Source organism: Streptosporangium sp. NPDC000509 (assembly GCF_042898365.1).
GTDB lineage: Bacteria > Actinomycetota > Actinomycetes > Streptosporangiales > Streptosporangiaceae > Streptosporangium.
Genome location: NZ_JBIAYX010000028.1, coordinates 73619 through 93552 on the forward strand (window position 1 = coordinate 73619; position 19934 = coordinate 93552).

The 19934-nt window shown below is 70.1% G+C and carries 17 protein-coding genes; 12 read left to right on the forward strand and 5 right to left on the reverse strand.

The window, feature by feature from the left end:
• Nucleotides 1-25 precede the first annotated feature (25 nt).
• The 5 genes from ACFY3D_RS36490 (at nt 26) to ACFY3D_RS36510 (ending at nt 8403) form a co-directional block, all read left to right on the forward strand.
• Complete coding sequence (locus ACFY3D_RS36490; protein ID WP_389988571.1) at nt 26-619, forward strand: hypothetical protein; 594 nt, start codon at nt 26-28, stop codon at nt 617-619.
• 108 nt (nt 620-727) lie between these two features.
• Nucleotides 728-1426 carry a response regulator transcription factor gene (locus tag ACFY3D_RS36495; RefSeq protein WP_386207601.1) on the forward strand — a complete coding sequence of 233 codons (699 nt, stop codon included), beginning with the start codon at nt 728-730 and terminating at the stop codon, nt 1424-1426.
• Nucleotides 1427-1688: 262 nt separating this feature from the next.
• On the forward strand, nt 1689-3725 hold the full coding sequence (locus ACFY3D_RS36500; protein ID WP_389988574.1) for an ABC transporter: 2037 nt from the start codon (nt 1689-1691) through the stop codon (nt 3723-3725).
• Nucleotides 3722-5443, forward strand: coding sequence for a GTPase (locus tag ACFY3D_RS36505; RefSeq protein ID WP_389988577.1), 1722 nt, complete (start codon nt 3722-3724; stop codon nt 5441-5443). The genes ACFY3D_RS36500 and ACFY3D_RS36505 overlap by 4 nt, the downstream gene beginning before the upstream one ends.
• A 539-nt stretch (nt 5444-5982) precedes the next feature.
• On the forward strand, nt 5983-8403 hold the full coding sequence (locus tag ACFY3D_RS36510; RefSeq protein ID WP_389988580.1) for a penicillin acylase family protein: 2421 nt from the start codon (nt 5983-5985) through the stop codon (nt 8401-8403).
• Nucleotides 8404-8600: 197 nt separating this feature from the next.
• Here ACFY3D_RS36510 and ACFY3D_RS36515 read toward each other — a convergent pair whose 3' ends face one another.
• Entirely contained in the window at nt 8601-8945 is a 345-nt protein-coding gene (locus ACFY3D_RS36515; RefSeq protein WP_389988583.1) for a DUF1036 domain-containing protein, read from the reverse strand.
• A gap of 2 nt (nt 8946-8947) precedes the next feature.
• Complete coding sequence (locus tag ACFY3D_RS36520) at nt 8948-9172, reverse strand: hypothetical protein (protein ID WP_389988586.1); 225 nt, start codon at nt 9170-9172, stop codon at nt 8948-8950.
• Nucleotides 9173-9325: 153 nt separating this feature from the next.
• Here ACFY3D_RS36520 and ACFY3D_RS36525 point away from each other — a divergent pair, with 153 nt between their 5' ends.
• The 4 genes from ACFY3D_RS36525 to ACFY3D_RS36540 all read left to right on the forward strand — a co-directional run bounded on the left by ACFY3D_RS36525 (nt 9326) and on the right by ACFY3D_RS36540 (nt 13347).
• On the forward strand, nt 9326-9469 hold the full coding sequence (locus ACFY3D_RS36525) for a hypothetical protein (protein WP_389988589.1): 144 nt from the start codon (nt 9326-9328) through the stop codon (nt 9467-9469).
• An 83-nt stretch (nt 9470-9552) separates the two neighbouring features.
• Nucleotides 9553-10290: an SRPBCC domain-containing protein gene (locus ACFY3D_RS36530; RefSeq protein WP_389988592.1), complete on the forward strand. Its 738-nt coding sequence runs from the start codon at nt 9553-9555 to the stop codon at nt 10288-10290.
• 517 nt (nt 10291-10807) lie between these two features.
• Nucleotides 10808-11563 carry an ABC transporter ATP-binding protein gene (locus ACFY3D_RS36535; RefSeq protein WP_389988595.1) on the forward strand — a complete coding sequence of 252 codons (756 nt, stop codon included), beginning with the start codon at nt 10808-10810 and terminating at the stop codon, nt 11561-11563.
• On the forward strand, nt 11548-13347 hold the full coding sequence (locus tag ACFY3D_RS36540; protein WP_389988598.1) for a hypothetical protein: 1800 nt from the start codon (nt 11548-11550) through the stop codon (nt 13345-13347). Before ACFY3D_RS36535 ends, ACFY3D_RS36540 begins: the two co-directional genes overlap by 16 nt.
• Here ACFY3D_RS36540 and ACFY3D_RS36545 read toward each other — a convergent pair.
• Nucleotides 13331-13948 (reverse strand): helix-turn-helix domain-containing protein, encoded by a 618-nt coding sequence (locus ACFY3D_RS36545; protein WP_389988677.1) that lies wholly within the window; start codon nt 13946-13948, stop codon nt 13331-13333. The genes ACFY3D_RS36540 and ACFY3D_RS36545 overlap by 17 nt on opposite strands.
• A gap of 224 nt (nt 13949-14172) precedes the next feature.
• On the opposite strand from ACFY3D_RS36545, the gene ACFY3D_RS36550 reads away from it, so the two are divergent.
• Together ACFY3D_RS36550 and ACFY3D_RS36555 are read left to right on the forward strand one after the other, a co-directional pair.
• The gene (locus ACFY3D_RS36550) at nt 14173-15753 is read left to right on the forward strand and encodes an NCS1 family nucleobase:cation symporter-1 (RefSeq protein ID WP_389988601.1); all 1581 of its coding nucleotides are present in this window, start codon (nt 14173-14175) and stop codon (nt 15751-15753) included.
• Nucleotides 15753-16493: an aspartate/glutamate racemase family protein gene (locus ACFY3D_RS36555; RefSeq protein ID WP_389988604.1), complete on the forward strand. Its 741-nt coding sequence runs from the start codon at nt 15753-15755 to the stop codon at nt 16491-16493. Before ACFY3D_RS36550 ends, ACFY3D_RS36555 begins: the two co-directional genes overlap by 1 nt.
• A gap of 54 nt (nt 16494-16547) precedes the next feature.
• Here the strand turns inward: ACFY3D_RS36555 and ACFY3D_RS36560 are convergent, their stop codons facing one another.
• Nucleotides 16548-18044, reverse strand: coding sequence for an ATP-binding protein (locus ACFY3D_RS36560; RefSeq protein ID WP_389988607.1), 1497 nt, complete (start codon nt 18042-18044; stop codon nt 16548-16550).
• 179 nt (nt 18045-18223) lie between these two features.
• Here ACFY3D_RS36560 and ACFY3D_RS36565 point away from each other — a divergent pair, with 179 nt between their 5' ends.
• Nucleotides 18224-18772, forward strand: coding sequence for a pyridoxamine 5'-phosphate oxidase family protein (locus tag ACFY3D_RS36565; protein ID WP_389988610.1), 549 nt, complete (start codon nt 18224-18226; stop codon nt 18770-18772).
• Here ACFY3D_RS36565 and ACFY3D_RS36570 read toward each other — a convergent pair.
• Entirely contained in the window at nt 18732-19865 is a 1134-nt protein-coding gene (locus ACFY3D_RS36570) for a glycosyltransferase family 2 protein (protein WP_389988613.1), read from the reverse strand. The genes ACFY3D_RS36565 and ACFY3D_RS36570 overlap by 41 nt on opposite strands.
• Between the last annotated feature and the right edge of the window lie 69 nt (nt 19866-19934).

A 19934-nucleotide genomic window follows, 5' to 3' on the forward strand; every position in this document is an offset into this window, starting at 1 on the left:
CTCACGCGGCTTAGGAAGGAGACACATGGGCGGCAACGCCGACGAGACGGTCCCGGCGGGCAGGGATCTGGAGAGTTCCCCGTTCCGGGGAGACCTGGACGGTGAGCTGGCGGCCCGGCCGCGGCGCCGCCTGTCGACGCTCACCCTCGTGCTGGGCGCCGGGGTGGTGCTCGTGGCGGGGGTGATCGTGGGCATCCAGGCGCAGAAGGCGATGGGCGGCCCGTCCGGTATCGCCGAGGCGGTGATGCGGCAGGCGGGCCCCGGCGGCGCCGGTGGCCCCGGTGGTTTCGGTGGCGGCCAGGGTCGCCAAGAGGGCCAGGGTCGCCAAGAGGGCCAGGGTCGCCAAGGGGGTCAGGGCGGCCAAGGGGGTCAGGGCGGTGGCCGGGGCGGCATGACCGTCGGTACGGTGCAGCGGGTCGAGGGTGGCAAGGTCTATGTCCAGACGGTCGACGGCTCGGTCGTGACCGTGAACACCACCGACGAGACGTCCGTACGCGTCACGAAGGAAGGGAAGGTCACCGACCTCAAGCCCGGAGGCACGGTCGTCGTGCGGGGGACACCGGCCGATGACGGCTCGGTGACCGCGACCGACATCAACGAGGGCGCCGGGCGTCGGTGAACCCGGTCGTGACGGCCGCGTTTCTCCGGGAAAGGTGCTGAGAGGTCTCTCAGGAAACGTTCAGCCCCGGCTGAGCTGCGTTCCAGAGAGGTGGGCGAGTCTCGGAGTGTGCTGGACAGAGTGGAAGCCCGATTGCTGGTCGTGGACGACGAACCGAACATCAGGGAGTTGCTCTCGGCCAGCCTGCGCCTGTCGGGGTTCGAGGTGGTGACCGCGGTGGACGGCAGGGAGGCCGTGCACTTCGCCGAGCGCATCCGTCCCGACCTGGTCGTGCTGGACGTGATGCTGCCCGACATGGATGGTTTCGCCGTGGCGGGACGGCTGCGGGAGATGAGCGGGCAGATGCCGGTGCTCTTCCTGACCGCGCGGGACGGCACCGACGACAAGGTGGCGGGGCTGCGGCTGGCCGACGACTACGTGACCAAGCCTTTCAGCCTGGAGGAGGTCCTGGCCCGTATCCGGGCCGTGCTCCGCCGTACCAGGGGGGATCTCGACCTGCCGGTACGCCTCCAGGTCGGCGATCTGGAGCTGGACGAGGAGGCGCACCAGGTCTGGCGCTCCGGCATCCCGGTGCGGCTGTCGCCGACCGAGTTCAAGCTCCTGCACTACTTCATGGTCAACACCGGCAGGGTGCTGTCCAAGGCGCAGATCCTCGACCACGTCTGGAACTACGACTTCGGCGGTGACGCGGGGGTCGTCGAGTCCTACGTCTCCTACCTGCGCCGGAAGGTCGACACGGCCGAGCCCCGGCTCATCCACACCCTTCGCGGGGTCGGCTATGTGCTGCGACCGCCCCACAGTGATTGAATTTTCAGCTGATATTCAGCTCTACATGACCCGTTTCTGAGGTTTGTGTGTTCAAATAGGCATTGCACGACCCCCGATCACCTCGGAAGCATCCGAACGGGTTAGAGCTCGCCTCCAGCTGCGGGGGAGACGAGCTCGGCATGACCCCCGGGTGAGATCCGAGGGCTGGGCCCCACCGCTTTACCGAGTTCGCCCCCGTAACCCGGTCCAGCGGTGGGGCCAAACACGTCTAGAGGGGCCTCGGCAGGGCAGGATCGACCGTATGGGTGACAACGACGGTCTTCTGGAGACGCTGCGGGAGCTGCGGCGGCACCTCGACCGCGAGCTGTTCCCCCTCGCGATCGGCGACGTGGAGGCCGACCGCCGGGCGCTGCGCGAGCTGACCGGCCAGCTCGACGACTACCTGATCCCCCGGCTGAGCGCGATCGACGCTCCGCTGCTCGCCGTCGTCGGCGGATCCACCGGGGCGGGGAAGTCCACGCTGGTGAACTCCCTGGTCGCCGAGGACGTCTCCGAGCCGGGGGTGCTGCGGCCCACGACGATGGCACCCACCCTCGTCACCAGCCCCGTCGACCGCGAGTGGTTCACCGCCCAGAACGTCCTGCCCGGCCTGCCGCGCGTCACCGGGAGCGGCAGGGGCGAGCCCGGCACGCTCCGGATCGTCACCGCCGCCACCGTCCCGCCCGGCCTCGCCCTGCTCGACGCCCCCGACATCGACTCGATCGTCGCCGCGAACCGCGAACTGGCCGCCCAACTGCTCGCCGCCGCCGACCTGTGGCTGTTCACCACGACCGCCGCCCGGTACGCGGACGAGGTTCCCTGGGGCTTCCTGCGCTCGGCCAGGGAACGCAGCACGGCACTCGCCGTCGTCCTGTCCAGGGTTCCCCCCGAGGCGATGGGCGTGGTGCGCAAGGACCTGAACCGGCTGCTCGAGGCGAACGGCCTGGGCGGAACGCGCCTTTTCGAGGTGCCCGAGCTGACACTGCCCGACGAGAACGCCCGCCTGCCGCGCCAGGCGGTCCAGCCGATCGCCGACTGGCTCACCACCATCGCCGCCGACTCCCGTTCCCGCGCCGAGGTCGTACGCCAGACCCTGTCCGGCGCGCTGGAGAGCCTCTCCACCCGGGTGCCCGCGCTCGCGGCCGCGGTCGACCGTCAGCACACCGAGGCCGAGGAGCTCCGCTCGATGGCGGACGCCGCCTACGCGGTGGGCCTCGCCTCCTTCGACGAGGGCATGCGGGACGGGTCGCTGCTGCGCGGCGAGGTTCTGGCCCGCTGGCAGGACTTCGTCGGTACCGGCGACCTGATGCGCTCCCTGGAGAGCCGGGTCGGCAGGTTCAGAGACCGGGTGGTCGCCTTCGTCACCGGGCGGCCCGCGCCGGAGAGCGAGCTGCGGACGGCGCTGGAGAGCGGCGTGGAGGCACTGATCAGGGCCTCGGCCGACGGCGCCGCCGAGCGCCTTCTGGAATCCTGGTCGTCGCACCCCTCGGGGCGGGCACTCCTCGAACGCGAGGGGGTCGCCGTGGCCGGACGTCTCGGCCGGGCCTCCGCCGACCTGCCCGCGAAGACGGAGGAGGCCGTGCGGGGCTGGCAGTCGTACGTGCTCGACCTGGTCCGCGAGGAGGGGGCGGACAAGCGCACGACCGCCCGCATCACCTCCTTCGGGCTCAACGGGGCCGGGCTGCTGCTGATGATCGCGGTGTTCGCCTCGACCGGCGGCCTGACCGGTATCGAGGTCGGCATCGCCGGAGGCACCGGCGTGCTCAGCCAGAAGGTTCTGGAGGCCGTCTTCGGTGACCAGGCCGTCCGTGACCTCACCGTCAAAGCCCGCACCGACCTGCGCGCCCGCGTCGCGATCCTCCTCAGCGAGGACGCCGACCGCTTCACCGACCTGCTGGACGCCGCCCAGCCTCCCGAGGGCACCGCCCCCGCCCTGCGTGCCGCCTCCGACGCCGTACGCGAGCACCTGCGCGAGCTCCCCGTCGCGGACCGCCGCGCCGCCCTGCCCGCCGGCTCCGTCCCGAGGACCGTGGAGGAATCACGCAGACCGTCCGACGCACTCCCGCACGCGTCCGGCGGTCTCCCCCGCGCGCCCGGCGAGGTCCCCCGCGTCCACGGCGACGTCCCGCACGCGCCTGACGACGCCCCACACGCGTCCGGTAGGCGCGGCGAGGTTCCTTGCGCGCCCGGCGACGCCCCTCGCGCGCCCGGCGATGCTCCGAACGCGTCCGGCGACGTTCCGCGCGCGTCCGGCGGTGTCCCGCGAAGCACCGGTAGGGGAGAGGCGGGCCAGGCGTGAAGCTGCTGCGAAGGGAGAAGGCGGTCTCGCTGGACGACCGGTTGACGGCGCTGGCGCGCGCCGCCGATCTGGCCGACGGGAGGCTGGACGCGGAGGCGGTGAGCGCGGCCCGTTCGGTGATCTCCCGTGCCGGGGTACGGGCGAGCCTGTCGGTCGACCACACCGCGGTCGCGCTGGCCGGTGCCACCGGCAGCGGCAAGTCCTCCCTGTTCAACCTGCTGTCCGGCACCTCGCTCGCCACGGTCGGCGTCACCCGCCCGACCACCTCGACCGCCCAGGCCGCCCTCTGGGAGGGCGCCGGGGCGGGGCCGCTGCTCGACTGGCTGGAGATCCCCCGCCGCCACGAGCTCCTCGACGCATCCGGTGCTTCTTCGCCCTCCGCCGACCGGCCGTCGGACGGCTCGGGGCAGGTGGCGAGGATGGACGAGGCTGCCGCCGGGCTGATCCTGCTCGACCTGCCCGACCACGACTCGATCGAGCCGTCGCACCGGCTGGAGGTCGACAGGCTCGTCGAGCTGGTCGACCTGCTGGTGTGGGTACTCGACCCGCAGAAGTACGCCGACGCGGCCGTCCACGACCGCTACCTCCGGCCGCTGGCCAGGCACCGGGGGGTGATGGTCGTCGTCCTGAACCAGATCGACCGGCTCTCACCGGCCGCCGCCGAGCGCTGCCTGAAGGACCTCCGGAGGCTCCTCGACGAGGACGGCCTGACCGGTGTCCCGGTGGTCGGGGTGTCCACCCGTACCGGGGCGGGCATCCCCGAGCTGCGCTCGCTGCTCACCTCCCGGGTCGCCGACCGGCGGTCCTGGTCCGCCCGCCTCGCCGCCGACGCGGGCATGGCGGCCGACGCGCTCGTCCGGGCGTCCGGCGTCTCCCCCGGCGAGACCCCTCCGGGCGTCGCGGGCGGGCCTGACGGCCTGGCGAGGCCGTTGAGGGACGCGCTGTCGCAGGCCGCAGGGGTGCCGGCCGTCGTCGAGGCCGTGGCCAAGTCCCACCGGCACCGTTCGGTCGCCGCCACCGGATGGCCGCCCACCCGATGGGTCCGCCGCCTGCGGCCCGATCCGCTTCGCCGCCTCCGCCTGGACACCGCGAGCAGGTCCGCCGGGGGTGCGGGAGAGCCGCAGGGCGTCGTCGGGAGGACGTCCATCCCCGTCGCGACCGTCGTCCAGCGTTCCCGGATGGACACCGCGATTCGCGAGGCCGCGGGGGCCGCCTCCGCCGGGCTTCCCGCGCCGTGGGCCGCCGCCGTACGGCAGGCGGCGAGGTCACGCGGGGACGAGCTGGAGGACAGCCTGGACCGGGCGGTGGCCACCACCTCGCTCGGAGTCTCCAAGCGCCCCCTGTGGTGGCGGCTGGCCGGGCTGGCGCAGTGGCTGGCGCTCGCGACGGTGGTCGCCGGAGGGATCTGGCTGCTCGCCCTGGTCGCCATCGACTATCTCCGGCTCCCACAGCTCTACCTGCCGACCGCAGGGGAACTGCCCTGGCCCACCACGCTGCTGGTCGGGGGCGTGCTGCTCGGCCTGCTGATCGCGCTGCTCTCCCGGGTGGCCGCCTGGTTCGGCGGACGGCGCAGAGCACGCAAGGCGGCGAAGGCACTGCGGTCGAGCGTCGACCGGGTCGGCCGCGAGCTGGTGCTGGAGCCCGTGGAAGAGGAGCTGACCAGGTATCGGCACTTCACCGAGGCGGTCACAGTGGCCGGGGACGGAGCCCGCGGGTAGACGGGCTCCTCAGGAGCGCGTGAGCGAGCGGGCGGTCTTTAAGGAGTGCGTGAGCGGGCGGGCGGTCCCGACGGAGTTCACAGGTAGGGCGGGCGGTGCGGGTAGCAGGCGGTTACAACGGAGCCTGCGGTTAGGCGGTCCCGACTGAGCCCGCGGATAGCGGGCGGTCCCGGCAGAGTCCACAGATGGCGGACGGCCCCCGGCTGTCGGCGTACGGCGGCCCTGATGGCGCTTGCCTTGACAGGGCACGTTCTGGCGACGGGACTGTCCTCGTGGACGGCGCTTCCTCGTGGACGGCGCTTCCTCGCGAAAGAGCTCTCTTGAAGGGGCTCTAAGGGGGCGAACAAGGGCTGACGGGGCACTGAGGGCGCGCCACAGTTGCGGTGACGGGGGCTGGGGAGCCGCGGCTGTGATGACGGCGTCGTGATCCTTCGCGGGGGCGATGGGACGCGGGAACGCGCGTCCGCGCTCGATGTGCGGCCTGGGCGAGCCCCACATCGCCGGCATGTCTCGTGCTGCCGGCCGACGAGAGGAGCGACATGCGGCGATGGAGGAGGACGGCCTCGTTGCTGGCCGTCTGCGGTGCCCTCGGCGCCGGCCTGTTACCGCAGGCGGCGGGCGCGGAGGGGCCGACGGGGGCGGAGAGTCCGGCGGGCCGGGCGGGACCGGCGGGCGCGAAAGGGGTGACGGGCGCGGACTCGGTCTTCTCGGTCGCCGGGCTGGAGCGGCCGGTGCGGATGCTGGTGGACCGGTGGGGCGTGCCGCACATCTACGCGGAGAACACCGCCGACCTGTACCTCGCGCAGGGGTTCAACGCGGCCCGTGATCGCCTGTTCCAGATCGACCTGTGGCGCCGTCGCGGCCTCGGGCTTCTGTCCGAGGTGCTCGGCCCCGCCTACCTCAAGCAGGACCAGGCGGCCAGGCTGTTCCTCTACCGAGGGGACATGGAGAAGGAGTGGCAGAGCTACGGTCCCGACGCGAAGAAGGCGGCCACCCGGTTCGCCGAGGGGATCAACGCCTACGTCGACTGGCTGAAGCGCACCCCGGAGGCGATGCCGCAGGAGTTTCGCGAGCTGGGGTACGCGCCCGCGCGATGGTCTCCCGAGGACGTCGTGCGGATCCGTAGCCACAGCCTGGCGATCAATCTGACCTCCGAGGTCGACCGCGCCCGCGCGGTCTGCGCGGGCGGCATCGGTGTCGACCCGCTCATGCGCAAGCTTGAGCCCGAGTGGAAGACCGTGGTGCCCGACGGGCTCGACCCGTGCGCGATTCCTCCGGACGTGCTCGGCACCTACCAGCTCGCCACCCAGAGCGTCGTCTTCCAGAACGGCCAGGTCCGCGCGGTCCCCGAGCCGCCGGGGCCCGTCCTCTCCGAGGGCAGCAACGCCTGGGCCGTCGCGCCGGCGCGTAGCACGACGGGTCGTCCGATCCTGGCCAGCGACCCGCACCGGGTGATGAAGGCGCCCGCGCTGCGCTACATCACCCACCTGTCGGCACCCGGCCTCGACGTGATCGGGGCGGGGGAGCCCGCCCTGCCCGGCATCTCCATCGGGCACAACGGGACCGTGGCGTTCGGGCTCACCATCTTCGGCGTCGACCAGGAGGATCTCTACGTCTATCAGCTCGACCCCGGCGACCCGGGACGCTACCGGTACGGCAAGGGGTGGGAACGCTTCAGGACCGTCACGGAGAACGTGCCGGTCGCAGGTGAGCGGGCCCGGCGCACCGAGCTCTCGTTCACCCGCCACGGTCCGGTGATCAAGGTGGATCGGGAGCGGAATCTCGCCTACGCGCTGCGTACGACCTGGCTGCAACCGGGCACGACGCCCTACTTCGGCAGCATGAAGTACATGCGGGCGCGTAACTGGAACGAGTTCGCGACGGCGATGCGCACCTGGGGCGGGCCGCCGGAGAACCAGATCTACGCCGACGTCGCGGGCAACATCGGGTGGGTTCCGGGCGGTCTGGCACCGAACAGGGTCGGGTACGACGGCCTGCTGCCCGTGCCGGGGGACGGCCGTTACGACTGGGCCGGTTTCCACGACGGCGCCCGCCTGCCGCGTTCCTACAACCCGGTCAAGGGGATCGTCGCCTCCGCCAACGAGTTCAACATGCCCAAGGACCACCCGTTGAAGGTCGGGTTCGACTCGTGGGCCTCCCCGTACCGGCACGAGCGCATCGTCGAGGTGCTCTCCTCCCGGTCGCGCACCTCGCCCGCCGACTCGGCGGCGCTGCAGAGCGACAAGGTCTCCATCCCGGCCCGCAGGCTGGTGCGGCTGCTCGCGGGCATCACGAGCGACCAGCCGTCGACGGTGCGGGCGCTCGAACTGCTGCGCACCTACGACGCGGTCACGAGCGCGGACTCGGGGCGGGCCGCCCTGTTCGAGACGTGGTTCAGTGGCCACCTGGAACCGGCGTTCGCCCGCGAGGTCCTGCCGGAGAACGTGGCGAGGCAGATCTTCATCCACGACCCGCTGCTGCTCTTCGACGCGATGGACAACCCTGACCGGTGGTTCGGCGCCGGGGGAACGGCGGTGCGGGACCGCATTCTCAAGACCTCGCTCGCGGCGGCCTACGACGAACTGGTCGGTCGGCTCGGCCCCGATCCCGCCACCTGGAAGTGGGGCGACATCCAGCGGCTCACGTTCGGGCATCCGACGGGCAAGGACGTGGGCCCCTTCCCACGCGGTGGCTCCTGGAACACCGTGGAGGCGTCGAACTATCTGCCGGGCAGTTACGCTCCCCTGTCGGGCCCCACGTTCAAGATGGTGCTCGACGTCGGCGACTGGGACAGGTCGCAGGCGATCAACGCTCCCGGCCAGTCGGGTGACCCTCGCAGCCCGCACTATCGCGACCTGGCGGAACCCTGGCAGAAGGGGGAGTATTTCCCGTTGCTCTACAGCCGCGCCGCCGTGGAACTCAATGCGAAGGACCGTTTCCTGCTCACCCCGCGTCGCTGAGTCCTCGGAGCCGGGATGCTCGACACCTGAGCCCGGATCTTGACGCGGGTCGTCTGGCTGGGATCGAGCGCCTCCTGTGCGTAGGGGGGACGGACCCTGAGAAGGGAATTTCGGTATCCGTCTCTCAGGAGGCGCTCATCCGCGTCCGCTCTCACTGTGGCGCGGGGCCGGGCGGCGCGTCAGGTGAGGGGAGCGCGTCAGGCGGTGAGATTCACGTAGTAGCTCGAATAGCCGTTCATGTCGACGAGTCGGGTGCCGACGCGCCTCGCGGCGGTGCTGCCGATGTTGATGCAGGAGTCGAAGGCGTTCTGGTAGACGTACATCGGGCCGTAGGGACCGGTCCAGACGGCTCCGTTGGCGGCTTCGGCGTAGAAGGCGGCGTAGCGGTTGTCGGTGTTGAGGACGAACGCCTCACCGCCCGGGTCGATGGCCCACCAGCCCCGGGTGCCCCACTGGCCGTAGTCGCGGCAGCCGACGGGGCTGTAGAACATGATCGCGACCCACACCTTGGAGGTGTAGCGGTTGCGGAAGTGCAGCTGCATCTCTACTCCTCCTCTTCCGGTTCGGTGAATCGCGCGGCGAGAGGTTTGTCGTCGATCGGCTGATCGGCGAGGGGAGGCAGATGGTCATCGGTCTTCGCGGCGACGGCGGCGCGGTCGGCCGTCCCGGGCCGCTCGCTCGTCTCGCCCGTCTGGGCCGCCTCCGCGTCCACGAACGCCACCCGGGGGTCGGGGGGGCGCTCTGTGCCGTTTTCCGGCATGGTGCTCACCTACATTCGTTGAGTTCGTAGAGTGATTGATTGACAACATACAGTCACTTTCAAGGTCATGTAAAGAATCGTTTTCATTTTCGGACAATCGCCTGATACCGACAACTTTTTTTGTATTGACGGTGTGAGTCGTCGGTCGATATTGTAGAGAACATGTTCGAAGGCGGGGCGGCCGAAGAGGTCGGCGTCGCCGAGGCGGCGCTCGATCCGATCCGGGTGCGGCCGCCGGAGGCGCTGGTCGAGCGGCACCCGGCGACCGGTCGCGCGGCGGTCACCGGGGCGTCCCGGCAGAGCTGAAGACCCTCCAGTGCCACGGCCTCGTGAAATTCGTCGAGGAGCGAGGCGGGGCAACGACACCAACGACATCAAGGAGTCCTGATATGTCGCACGAATTCCGCCTCACCCACGATGTCGACCTCCAGGCGACCCCCGAGCAGGTCTGGGAGGCGATCGCGACAGGCCCCGGCGTCGACGCGTGGTTCATGGGCAAGAACGAGATCGAGCCCCGCGAGGGGGGCACGGTGTCGATGACGATGCCCGGGGTGAGCGGTGACTCCACGGTCACCGCCTGGGAGCCGCCGCACCGGTTCGCCTACCGCTCGGAGCCCGACGAGGACGGCGGGTTCATGGCGTTCGAATATCTCGTCGAGGGCCGTGACGGCGGTGGCGCCGTGCTGCGGTTCGTGCACAGCGGGGTCCTGACCGGCGACTGGGAGGCGGAGTACGACGCGCTCCGCAAGGGCAACCCGCTCTACCTGCGTACCCTCGCCCAGTATCTGGAGCACTTCCGCGGCCGCACCGCCGTGCCGGTCACCGCGTTCGGCCCGCAGCAGCCCGACCAGGACCTGGTCTGGGCCGGTCTCACCCACGCAGTCGGCCTGTCCGAGCAGGTCAGGGAGGGCGACAAGGTGCACCTCACGGTCGCGGGCCAGGGCGTCGACGGGGTGGTCGACACGGTGCTCGCCCCCAGCTTCCTGGGCGTACGCACCGACGACGCGCTGCTGCGGTTCGTCGGGGGCGACGGCGTCATCATGACCGGCCACCACCTCTTCACCGAAATCGACCAGGCCGACGCCGAGCGGACCTGGGGTGAGTGGCTCGGGTCCGTCTACGCCTGAGCCGTCCGGCCGTGATGATCGCGCAGACGTCCGCCCGAGTCGTCCGGCCGTTCGCCCGGCCATGACGATGACGGAGACACCGGCCCGGGTCGTTCGTCTCCGACGCCTACGAGGGCGCCGCCGGAGTCGTTCGACCGCGACGACCGCGAAGGCCTCCACCCGAGTCGTTCGCCCGATCCTGACGATGACGAAGACATCCGCCTGAGCCACCGCGGCCCGCCGTCCTTCCGCCGAAGGGCGGCGGGTTCACGCGTGGTCGGCGGACGCCGGACATCGGCGCCCCGGCCCTGGACCGGAACCGCCAAGGCCGTCACCGATGGCGGAAGCCGTCGACGAAGCGGCCGAAGACGCCGTCGACACGGGGGCAGGGGATCGGTCCGCGAGAGTGACCGCGCACTGTATGGCGGCGAACTGGATCTAGTGGGTAAGTTCTCAAACGCCCATATTTGTTGATCTCTGTCCCGGCCACTTCGCGTGCGAACGACCGACTTTTCCCCCCGCGATCCGGAGTACCCCCATGCCCGCAGCACTTGAGATCCACGGTCTGTGCAAGACCTTCGGCGAGAAGGTCGCCGTCGACCACGTGGATCTGAACATCCCCCAGGGCTCCTTCTACGGGCTCGTCGGCCAGAACGGCGCCGGCAAGACCACCACCCTGTCCATGGCCGTCGGCCTGCTCCGCCCCGACGAGGGCCACGCGCGGATCTTCGGCGCCGACGTCTGGTCCGACCCGGCCACGGCCAAGACGCTGGTCGGCGTACTGCCGGACGGAATGGCCATGCCCGAACGGCTCACCGGGCGGGAGGTGCTGACCTATCTCGGGCTGCTCCGCGGGCTGCCGCGCGAGGTCGTCGACCAGCGCGCCGAGGAACTGCTGTCGGTGCTGGAGCTCGACGAGGCGGAGAAGACGCTCGTCATCGAGTACTCCACCGGGATGCGCAAGAAGATCGGCCTGGCGACCGCCCTGCTGCACGCGCCGAGGCTGCTCGTGCTCGACGAGCCCTTCGAGGCCGTGGACCCGGTGTCCGCCGCGACGATCAAGACGATTCTGCGCGGCTTCGTGGCCGGTGGCGGGTCCATCGTGCTCTCCAGTCACGTCATGGCCCTGGTGGAGCAGCTCTGCGACCACGTCGCGGTGATCGACAAGGGCAGGGTGGCCGCCGCGGGTTCCCTGCACGAGGTCCGCGGAACGGGCTCCCTCGAAGACACCTTCGTCGGCCTGGTCGGCACCGCCGACGGCGGGGTGAAGGAGCTGACATGGCTGTCGAGCTGACCATGGTCGACATGAAGGTGGCCGTGCTCCGTCATTCGATGACCGGGCAGCGGGCCGGCTTCGTCGCGATGGGCGCGGTGGTCGGCCTGGTCCTCGCGGCCGGCACGATCTTCGTGGCCCTCTCCCTTCCTGAGCTGCTCCCGGCCGTCTACGCGGTCTGGATGCTGGGCTGGATCTTCGGCCCCGTCTTCGCCGGCGGTGGTGACGAGACGCTCCGCCCGGAGTACTTCACGCTGCTCGGCCTGCGACCGCGCCGTCTGGCCTCGGGGCTGCTCCTGGCGGCCTTCGTCGGGGTGGCGCCCGCGATCAGCCTGCTCGCCCTGACCGGGCTCACCGTCTTCGGCGTACGCCAGGGCGTCGCGGCCGCGCTCGTCTCGGTCCCCGCGCTGCTGCTCCAGCTCGCGATGTTCGTCCTGCTCTCCCGGGTCGCGGTCGCCCTGCTCGGCCTGGCCCTGCGCTCCCGGGTGGGGGCGATCGGCGCCGGCCTGACCAACGGCCTGATCCTGGCCTTCCTCGGCCAGATCTGGGTCGTCTTCGTGGCGCTCGGCGAGACGAACGGCATTCCGCCGGTGGTGACGACGGTGACCCGCTACCTGCCCTCCGGCTGGGGGACGGTCGCGGTGGAGGCCGCCGCGTCCGCCGAATGGGTGCGGGTCTTGGCAGCCCTGGGCGGGATGGCGTTGCTCGTCGTCCTGCTGCTGGCCGCGTGGGCGGCGCTGCTCACCCGCAGGGCCGGTGCGTCCAGGGCGGCGACGAGGGGGCGCCGGCCGATCCGGGCCACCACCGCTTCGGGCGCCGTACTCGCCAAGGAGTTGCGCACCTGGTCGCGTGACCTGGTGCGTACGCACCAGCTGACCTTCGCCTTCGCCTACGGTGTGTCCTTCGCCGCGGCCCCGCTGCTGATGGGCTGGACGGGGATGCTGCCCTGGGCGGGCCCGCTGTTCGTCGTGATGGCCGCGGCGATGTCGGCGAACCTCTACGGCACCGACGGCACCGCGCTGTGGCTCACGCTCATGACGCCCGGCGCGAGCGATGTGCGCGGGCGACAGCACGCGTGGCTGCTCACCGTCGCGCCCGTCGCCGTCGCGCTGACGGTCTCCCTCGCCGCGGTCACCGGCGGGCCGTGGCCCACGCTGCTCGCCGTCCTCCTCGCCCTGCTGGGCGGCGGCGCCGGACTGGTCCCCCTGGTCTCGGTGTACGGGCTCATCCCGGGCACCGACCCGCACCGGCGCGGCGGCAACCCGCTGCGCTCCACGGAGGAGGACGGCGCGGTCACCGGCATGGTGTACGCGGTGCTGGCGCTGACGGCCCTCACCGCCGTTCCCGCGGCGATCGCGGCCGGGTTCCTCGGCTGGGCGGGCGTGGCCGTCGGCGTCCTGACGGGGGCTCTGTGCTACTGGGGGTTCGGGCTGCTCGCCGAGCGGCGGCTGCTGGAGCGGGGCCCCGAACTGCTCGACACGATGCGCACCGGCCGCAGGCCCGCCCCGAAACCGGGTACGGGCGGGCGACGCCCCTTCGAGTCCCTGCCGCGCCACGAACAGATCATCATCGGGCTCTGCTTCACGTTCGGTGCGATCCCGCTGTTCCCGCAGGGACTGCTGGCCGGCTATCTCAAGGTGTCGGAGAGCCCGACGCGCTCGTGGTTTCTCGCCCTCCACCTGCCGCCGTGGCTGCAGTGGCCCACGATCGTGTTCATGGTCCTGCTGGGGGTGACCCTCTACACGACGGGCGTGGTCCTCTCCTATCGCCGTAAGGAGACTCCGACCGTCAGTGATGGACGATGAGCCAGGTCGCGACGGCGGTGACGGTCTCCGAGCGGTTGCCGATGATGTGGGGGCGGCTGCACGGGAAGGTGATGGAGTCGCCCTCGGCGAGGGTGACGACCTCGGACTCGAAGTCGATGGTGAGCTCGCCCCTGGTCACGGTCCCGACCTCGTAGCCCTCGTGCTTGAGGAAGTGGCCGTGCGCGTTGGAGATCGAGTTCGGCGGATAGGTCGACTCGAAGAACTCGACGTCGGGTGAGGGGGCGGGCGAGAGCCTGCGGAAGGTGATGCCGCCGCTGAGCCGGATGGGGGCGACCTCCCACGAGCGCCGGATGGCGAACCCGAGGGGCGCGCTCGGCCCCGCCGGGTCGGCGTCGGCCGCCTCCGCGGTGTCGAACACGGCCGCGAGGGGCACGCCGATCGCGGAGACGAAGGCGATGAGCCTGCTGACGGACGGCCGCATCGTACCGAGCTCGATCTGGGAGACGGCGCTGGGCGAGATGCCGAGCTCGCGCGCCAGGGCACGCAGCGACATCCCCGACCGGAGCCGCAGCTCGCGGAGCCTGCGGCCGAGGTGCTCGTTCGTGATCGCCTCGATCTCCGCGCCGGGTTCCGGGGTCATGGCTGTCACGGCCTCCACGCCAATTGTCACAAGGCCTTTACGCGGCCGAAATTAGGGGTCGGGTGTCAAGGCATACATTGACGGCAGCTGTTAAGTGACCACTTAACAGCCCACGCCACAGCCCCTGCGGGGGCAGCTGCGTCAATCCCGAGCACCTTCCGCCCTGGCACACCCGCGCGCGGGACACACCGGGCTCCCGCACCGTACCCCCCACGGAAGCCGACATGACCGAACACAGCGCACCGTCCCAGCCGAAACTACACGACGTCGTCGAGGCCGCGGGCATGCCCGTCGGCGACGGCCTCGTCAAACCCCACTACGACCCCCGGCTCGCGAACGAGGACCTCGCCCCGCTCCGCGAGCAGAGATGGTCCTCGTACAACATCTTCGCCTTCTGGATGTCCGACGTGCACAGCGTCGGCGGCTACGTCACCGCGGGCAGCCTGTTCGCCCTCGGGCTGGCGAGCTGGCAGGTCCTCCTCGCCCTGATCGTGGGCATCGTCATCGTGAACGTGTTCTGCAACCTGGTCGCCAAGCCGAGCCAGGTCACCGGTGTGCCGTACCCGGTCATCAACCGGGCGATCTTCGGGGTGCGCGGCGCGAACATCCCCGCCATCATCCGCGGGCTCATCGCGATCGCCTGGTACGGGGTGCAGACCTACCTCGCCTCCCAGTCGCTCATCATCATCTTCCTCAAGTTCTGGCCCGCGTCGGCGTCGCTGAACGAGGGCGGCTTCCTCGGCCTGTCCGCGCTCGGCTACATCTGCTACGCCATCCTCTGGGTGGCACAGGCGGCCGTGTTCTGGAAGGGCATGGAGGCGATCAGGCGGTTCATCGACTGGGCGGGACCCGCCGTCTACGTCGTCATGGTCGTGCTCGCCGTCTACCTGGTCAGCCAGGCGGGCTGGGAGAACATCAGCCTCGACCTCTCCGAGGGCGAGAACCTCGACTTCGGCGCGTCCATCCCGGTCATGCTCAGCGCGATCGCCCTCGTCGTCTCGTACTTCTCGGGGCCGATGCTGAACTTCGGTGACTTCTCCCGGTACGGGAAGTCGTTCGCGGCGGTGAAGAAGGGCAACTTCCTCGGGCTGCCGATCAACTTCCTGTTCTTCTCGCTGCTCACGGTGATCACCGCGTCGGCGACCGTGCCCGTGTTCGGCGAGCTCATCACCGACCCCATCCACACGGTCGAGCGCATCGACACACCGTTCGCGATCCTGCTGGGCGGGCTCACCTTCGTCATCGCGACGATCGGCATCAACATCGTCGCGAACTTCATCTCCCCGGCGTTCGACTTCTCCAACGTGAACCCGCAGAAGATCAGCTGGCGGACCGGCGGCATGATCGCGGCGGTCGGCTCCGTGCTGCTCACGCCGTGGAACTGGTACAGCAACCCCGACGCCATCCACTACACGCTCGGCATCCTCGGCGCCCTGATCGGGCCGCTGTTCGGGATCCTGATCTCCGGCTACTACATCGTGAGCCGCCAGCGGATCTGGGTGGACGACATGTTCACCCTCGAACCGACCGGCCGCTACTTCTTCCAGGGCGGCTACAACCCGAACGCGGTCTGGGCGACGGTGCTCAGCGGGGTCCCCGCGATCGTGTCGGTGCTCGTGCCGAAGATGCTGCTCGACCTGGAGCTCACCACGATCGACGTGACCTGGATCGCCGACTACAGCTGGTTCGTCGGCTGCGGGCTCGGGTTCGTGGCGTTCACCGTGCTGGAGCGGATGTCGCCGAGGATCGGCGGTCTCGACCGTGACACCGACCGGGTGTCGGACGGCACGACCCTGGTCGGTTGATGACCCGCGTCGACCTCCGGGTGATCAACCCCAACACCGCCCGGGCCATGACCGAGAACATCGGCCGATGCGCCCGGGCGGTCGCGGCGCCGTCCACCGTCGTCACGGCGGTGAACCCGGCGATGGGCCCGGAGTCGATCGAGAGCCACTACGACGAGGCCCTCGCCGTGCCCGGCCTGCTGGCGGAGATCGCGGCGGGCGAGGCGGCGGGGGCGGACGGATACGTCATCGCCTGCTTCGGAGACCCCGGCCTCGACGCCGCCCGCGAGCTCGCCTCGGGGCCGGTGGTCGGGATCGCCGAGGCGGCCATGCACGCCGCCACCCTGGTCGGCCGGAGCTTCAGCGTCGTGACGACCCTCGCCAGGACCACGGGCCGGGCATGGGACCTCGCCGCCCGGTACGGCTTCGCGGGCGCGTGCCGGGGGGTGCACGCCTGCGACATCCCCGTACTCGAGCTGGACGACCCCTCCTCGGACGCGCGCAAGGTGGTGACCGCCCTGTGCGCGGAGGTCGTGGAACGGGACGGATGTGACTCGATCGTGCTCGGCTGCGCGGGCATGGCCTCTTTCTGCGCGGACGTCTCCCGCGCGGTCGGCGTCCCGGTGATCGACGGCGTCACCGTGGCGACCAAGCTCGTCGAGTCGCTCGTCTCCCTCGGCCTGCGGACGAGCACCCGAGGCGAGTTCGCCCCTCCCCGCCCCAAGAGGTACACCGGCCTGCTCCGCGACTTCACCGTCTGACGTACGAGGTCCGGTGCCCTGCCCCTCAGCATCGCGGGACAGGGCACCGGTTGTTCAGGAACCCTCGTAGAGGCGGGTCAGGTCGACGAGTTGTACGTCCGCGCGTTCCCTCACGGTTTCCCGCAACTGGGGCATGAAGCCGGTCGCACCGAACAACAGAAGCCGGGTGCCGGGGGTGGCGCGGTCGTCGCGACGGATGAGCAGCTCACGGAGACGCTCAAGGCGCTCAAGGTGACCACGACCGACGACGTCGCCGTACTTCGCCTCACCGATCGCGAGGATGACCTCCTTCCCATCGCCGTCGCGGCCGAAGACGACGACGTCGATCTCATGGCTGCTCTTGGCCGCTGGGTCGGGCAGGATCCCGGAGGCGACACGGGTGCGCAGACCGCCGAGGGTTTCCGGATGGGCGTACCAGCGCGTCCAGGTGCGGGCGAGGTGTTCGAAGTGTGGGCCGAGGACCTTGCTGCGGAACGCCGTCTGCGAACGGTCCCAGACCTGTTCGGCGTAACCGGGACGCTCCAGGTCGGTCCATTCCGGCCGCATGATCGCGTGGTAGAAGCTGAGAATGGGCTCGGTGATGCGGTAGGTGGAACGTTTGCCGTGGAAGGCGTCCGGGTCCCGAGTGATCATCCCGACGTCTTCCAGGAGCGTCAGCGAATGACTCAGATCGGTGGACTTGCGGCCGAGATATCCGGCGATGCCGCCGCGGGTGTGGTTGCCGTTCGCGATCGCCGACAGGACGCCGTGGTACAGGGCGATGTCGTGTAGTTCGGGTTCCTCCGCGAGGAGGAACCGGGCTTCACGAAACAGCGGGCGCCCCGGGTTGAGCACGTTGCGCATCACCCACGGCCCGAAGTCCTCGATGCCGTCGGGGACGTCGCCGAGGGTGAACTCGCGCCGATATGCGGGGGTGCCGCCGACGACGGCGTTGACGAGCAGTGCCAGGGCGGGATCGGAGATGCCCCAGAAATCCCTGGCCAGCCGGTAGTCAAGGGTGGGGACCACCAACTCCAGGCTCGCCCGGCCACGGAGCGGCGCGGTCCCCGCGAGGAGCGAACCCATGAAGGACAGGGCCGATCCGCACAGCAGGAGCCGTACCGCACTGCCCTGACGCTGCCCCTGGGGGCCGAGCGCCCGTTGGATCAGGGAGGGAAGATGTGGGGAAGCCCTGACCAGATAGGGAAACTCGTCGATGACCACGGGGGTCGGCCCGGCGACGGCGATGGTCATGAGGAATTCGATGGCCTCGTCCCAGTTCGCGAACCTGCGAGGGACCGTCTCCCCGAGATGGCGGGCGAGCGCCGTGCCGAACTGCTGGAGAGATTCGGTCTCGGTGGCCTCGGTCGCGGCGAAGTAGAACCCCCCTGTCGCCCGACAGACCGCGTCCAGCAGGAAGGTCTTGCCCTGGCGACGGCGTCCGGACACCACGCCAAGCGTCGCCTCCGGCTCCGGGTAGCGGACGAAGCGCGACAGTTCCGACCACTCGTAGTCACGGTCGAACATCCCCGCAGGCTTGTCCACGGTCACCTCCATCAATGATGAACGCACTTATTATAAGTCGACTCCTCATAGAGACGTCAGGATGACCAGCATTGATGTGTCGATTCTGCTTGAAGACCAGGGAAGAAACATGACACAAGGTGTCGGGTTTTGCGGGTGAGTATGGGTTCCCCGGTCGGCGTCGATGGCGGGCGTGGACCGGCCCCTACGGATAGACAAGGACTTCGATGCGCGAAACGCCAGAAGAGCTCAAGGAGCTCCAGGCCCTTCTCGATGACTCTCTCTCCCGCTCCACCTCGCACCTCCGCTCGATCATCAGTGACGAGCGCACCCTGAGCGCGCAGCAGCTCACCCAGATCCTCACCGGCATGTGCCCCCTCGCGCTGTCCACCGTGACGGCGAAGGGCGAGCCGCGGATCAGCGGGGTGGACGGGCACTTCCTGCACGGAAAGTGGCACTTCGGTACGGCGCGCAACGCCGCCAAGGCCCGCCACCTCGCCGCCCGGCCCGCTGTCAGCGCCGCGTACATGCGCGGTGAGGAACTTGGCGTGTTCACCCACGGCACCGTGGAGATCCTCAACCCCCAGGACGGCGAGCCCGCCGCCGACTGGCCGGACCTGCTCGCGTACCTCACGGACTTCTACGGCGACGACGCCTTCGACTGGACCAACGAGGTGGTCTACTACCGGCTGCATCCGCACTGGATGACCGTCTACGCCTCCGACGTCGCCAAACTCACTGCGCCACCCCAGCACCGGCCACCGGGTAGCGGCTGAGGATCTCGGCTCGCTGCGTCGCCGACGGCCGGTGGAAGTAGAGCAGCTCGCCGGAGGTGTCCATGCACTGGACCGGGCCGGCCAGTTCGGCGCCGGGGGTCTCGTCGATGACGAGAAGATCGCTCGTCGCGCCGTGGGCCGTCAACTCCGTCGTCGCGGCGTCGACCGTGTCCTCCTCGACCACCACGAGCCGGTAGGTGGTGGACACCGGTAGCCGGCCGTCGAGGGCCCGCGCGGCGAACTCGAAGCAGCGCATCGCCTCAACCCAGCCGATCCGCCGGTCAGTGGGGTTCATCGCCGGGCCGACGATCGACTGGATCGCCACTTCCGGCGCCTGATGCTTGGCCATCATGTAGGCGAGATTGCGGACCCAGTCGTCGTACATCGCGGCGTCTATCTCCCGGCGCCGCTGGTGGTAGGCCACGGCCGAGACGTTGAAGGCGAAGGCCAGTCCCGCCTGTCGCAGCCGATATCCCAGGTCGGTGTCCTCAAGTCCCCAGCCGAGAAACGCCTCGTCGAAACCACCGAGCCGGCGTAGGTGCTCGACGCGTACCGAGGCGTTGCAGGTGAACAGGAGATGCCAGCAGATGGCGAGCCGGTTCATGTTGCCCGAGAATTCGGCCAGCACTCGCTCGCGCGGATCACCCCAGGCGACGGCGGGCATGGCGTCGAAGGTGAATTCGCGGCTGAGGCGCTCCTCGTCGAAGTCTCCGTCTCCGAGGTCCGGGCGGGGGCCGATCACCACGAGATCATTCCTGAGCCGGTGATAACGGACGTGTTCGGCGAGATAGGTCGGCCCGACCACCGTGTCGGCGTCGACCATGACGATGAGTTCCCCGCCGGCCTTGGCGATGCCCGCGTTACGGGCGGCCGCCCGGCTCGACCGGTCGGTGCGCGGAAGGTGGAGGTAGGTCAGGTTGTCACGGCCCGCCAGCTCGGCGACCATCTCGCCGGTACCGTCGGTGGAGCCGTCGTCGGCGACGACGATCTCGAAGGAGTCCTCCGGATCGAGCACGCTGTGCGCGAGAGTGTACAGCAACAGGCGTAACTTGCTCCGCACGTTGAAGGCGGGAATGACGACGCTGACCTTCACAAAACCTCCTGTGAGATGGGCGACGAAACGACCGTGGCACGGTAGGGCAGCACCCCAGAGCTCCCGGTC

What these genes read in the sequence shown, in the direction of transcription:
- ACFY3D_RS36515 (WP_389988583.1), bottom strand. Translation starts at nt 8,945, where the DNA reads ATGCAGCTGCACTTCCGCAACCGCTACACCTCCAAGGTGTGGGTCGCG.
- ACFY3D_RS36490 (WP_389988571.1), top strand. Translation starts at nt 26, where the DNA reads ATGGGCGGCAACGCCGACGAGACGGTCCCGGCGGGCAGGGATCTGGAG.
- ACFY3D_RS36530 (WP_389988592.1), top strand. Translation starts at nt 9,553, where the DNA reads ATGTCGCACGAATTCCGCCTCACCCACGATGTCGACCTCCAGGCGACC.
- ACFY3D_RS36565 (WP_389988610.1), top strand. Translation starts at nt 18,224, where the DNA reads ATGCGCGAAACGCCAGAAGAGCTCAAGGAGCTCCAGGCCCTTCTCGAT.
- ACFY3D_RS36545 (WP_389988677.1), bottom strand. Translation starts at nt 13,948, where the DNA reads ATGACCCCGGAACCCGGCGCGGAGATCGAGGCGATCACGAACGAGCAC.
- ACFY3D_RS36510 (WP_389988580.1), top strand. Translation starts at nt 5,983, where the DNA reads ATGCGGCGATGGAGGAGGACGGCCTCGTTGCTGGCCGTCTGCGGTGCC.
- ACFY3D_RS36500 (WP_389988574.1), top strand. Translation starts at nt 1,689, where the DNA reads ATGGGTGACAACGACGGTCTTCTGGAGACGCTGCGGGAGCTGCGGCGG.
- ACFY3D_RS36550 (WP_389988601.1), top strand. Translation starts at nt 14,173, where the DNA reads ATGACCGAACACAGCGCACCGTCCCAGCCGAAACTACACGACGTCGTC.
- ACFY3D_RS36555 (WP_389988604.1), top strand. Translation starts at nt 15,753, where the DNA reads ATGACCCGCGTCGACCTCCGGGTGATCAACCCCAACACCGCCCGGGCC.
- ACFY3D_RS36535 (WP_389988595.1), top strand. Translation starts at nt 10,808, where the DNA reads ATGCCCGCAGCACTTGAGATCCACGGTCTGTGCAAGACCTTCGGCGAG.
- ACFY3D_RS36525 (WP_389988589.1), top strand. Translation starts at nt 9,326, where the DNA reads ATGTTCGAAGGCGGGGCGGCCGAAGAGGTCGGCGTCGCCGAGGCGGCG.
- ACFY3D_RS36540 (WP_389988598.1), top strand. Translation starts at nt 11,548, where the DNA reads ATGGCTGTCGAGCTGACCATGGTCGACATGAAGGTGGCCGTGCTCCGT.